Source organism: Pantoea sp. GbtcB22, from assembly GCF_019091025.1.
Taxonomy (GTDB): Bacteria; Pseudomonadota; Gammaproteobacteria; order Enterobacterales; family Enterobacteriaceae; genus Pantoea; species Pantoea leporis.
In genome coordinates this window covers 1-256 of the sequence record NZ_JAGXKB010000421.1, presented here as the reverse complement: position 1 = coordinate 256, position 256 = coordinate 1, and the positions used below count along the sequence as shown (strand labels likewise).

The following is a 256-nucleotide window of genomic DNA, read 5'->3' as shown; positions in this document are numbered from 1 at the left end:
GGAGCTGGTCATGGCACGCCCCGACGTGATCGGGGCGGCGATAGGTGTCAGCCGGGGCAGGAGCGCCCGGCTCGGCCAGCGCCTGGGACTCCAGGGCTGCGAGCTCCCGCAGCGCCTCCTCCTCGGGCACAGCCGCCGCCTGGGCGATGGCGCCAACGCTCCTCGTTCCGTCGACCAGCGCGAGCACCGTGGCCGGCGTGCCGGTCAGCCGCGAGAGCGTACTGCCGTCGAACGCGAGCATGTCGCCGTCGACCTC

1 protein-coding gene is annotated in these 256 nt (G+C 74.2%); it reads right to left on the bottom strand.

Annotated elements, in window-relative coordinates; translation table 11 throughout:
• A partial coding sequence (locus tag KVT28_RS25650) for a hypothetical protein (protein ID WP_217551052.1) occupies positions 1–256 on the bottom strand: 256 nt, incomplete at both ends.